This is a genomic window from Acidovorax sp. LjRoot204, from assembly GCF_056175785.1.
This window is the reverse complement of sequence record NZ_JBGFFF010000350.1, coordinates 1-1,252: the sequence shown is the minus strand read 5'-3', so window position 1 is coordinate 1,252 and position 1,252 is coordinate 1. Positions and strand designations below refer to the sequence as shown.

1 protein-coding gene is annotated in these 1,252 nt (G+C 58.7%); it reads left to right on the top strand.

What is annotated here, in order from left to right:
- Window positions 1–679 precede the first annotated feature (679 nt).
- Entirely contained in the window at window positions 680–1,063 is a 384-nt protein-coding gene (locus tag AC04MI_RS25290) for a hypothetical protein (RefSeq protein WP_155736585.1), read from the top strand.
- Window positions 1,064–1,252: the final 189 nt, after the last annotated feature.

The window sequence follows — 1,252 nt, the reverse complement described above, 5'->3', positions numbered from 1 at the left end:
CTCAGCGCGGTAGCCGTCAACTTCTATCCTGCTATGCATCTGAAGGAGAACTGCCGGCGCCCGACCTGCCGACCGGAACGAGCCAAGCCGAAACAGCCCCGCACAGTAGGCCTACGCACGACGAGAGATTTGCCACTTCGTCTACGCGTGCCGCACGGCTTGGACCGGCTTGAAGCACCAGGTGGAAGTATGCCCAAACACCCGCATACCCAGCGAGGACGCCGATGACAGCACCGGCGAGGATGCGAATTTTCAACTGAGGAAACAAGGCGACCAAGCCAAGCGCCGCAACGCAGTATAGGAAGCCAGCGATTAATGCCGGACCGCCGCCAACAGCAAACGCTCCAATGATTGCGAAAGGGTGAAAGGCGAAAGCAAGGTCACCAGAAGATTTGTATAGGACAGCCACCAAAAAAAGACCCCCCACCGGTCCAAGGATGGCAAAAATCGCAATCGACTGCGCAGCATGAACTATCTTCGGTTCGCCGGAGAAGATGGGTGCCCTTGGTGAAGCGCGTCTCAATCTGGACGTGACCGGTTTCCAAGTACTGTTAGAGCCGAAGTCGGCGAAACACGTTGGGCACGACTTGGCCCCCGATGAAACCTCTGCGTCGCAGTTAGGGCAATAGTGTGCGTTAGTCAATTCGTGCCTTTAAACGCCCTTTCATCGGGCGTCTCAATGGCTGATTTTGGCCGCATTCTGCCCGTCGCTGCTCTAACCTGCCCGCACGTCGCTGCAGTGCAATCGGACAAACGTTCGGCGGAGGTCGGCAACGAAACCCGCCATGTCTTCGAGACCGTGTACCTCAACGTCGCCGTTGTCTGCATGAAGAACCACCCGCACCAGGTTGTTGCCTTGCCAGTAGAGGCTTGCTCGGCCGATGTCAGGACTCGCCAGAAGCCAGGTGCGGGAGTTCGGCGTTTCCTTCGATACTCCCCCAGCTGTGACGTCCAGAAAGGTGTTATCGAGAACAGCCCTCAGCGGCCGGAGCCACCTTCGGACGACGACGACCAGCAGGGCGACTGCGACGGCGAAAGCGAGATAGAACGCAAGTACGGCTAGGTGTCCTGCCTCCAGGGGCGCCAGCTTCCAATATCCCAGTGGAGCGACAACGCATGCCACCGCTGCGGCGCCCCAGAACCTTCCGGTGTGGGAAAAGGGCCTACTGAGATAAGCCTTGCGGGCATCAGACAATCGGTGCTTCATTGGCCGCAGAACAGGTCCATTGAGAGGAGGCGGTGAGTGTCGGCT

Excerpts from the sequence above, each read along its gene's own strand:
- AC04MI_RS25290 (WP_155736585.1), top strand. The coding sequence starts at position 680 with ATGGCTGATTTTGGCCGCATTCTGCCCGTCGCTGCTCTAACCTGCCCG.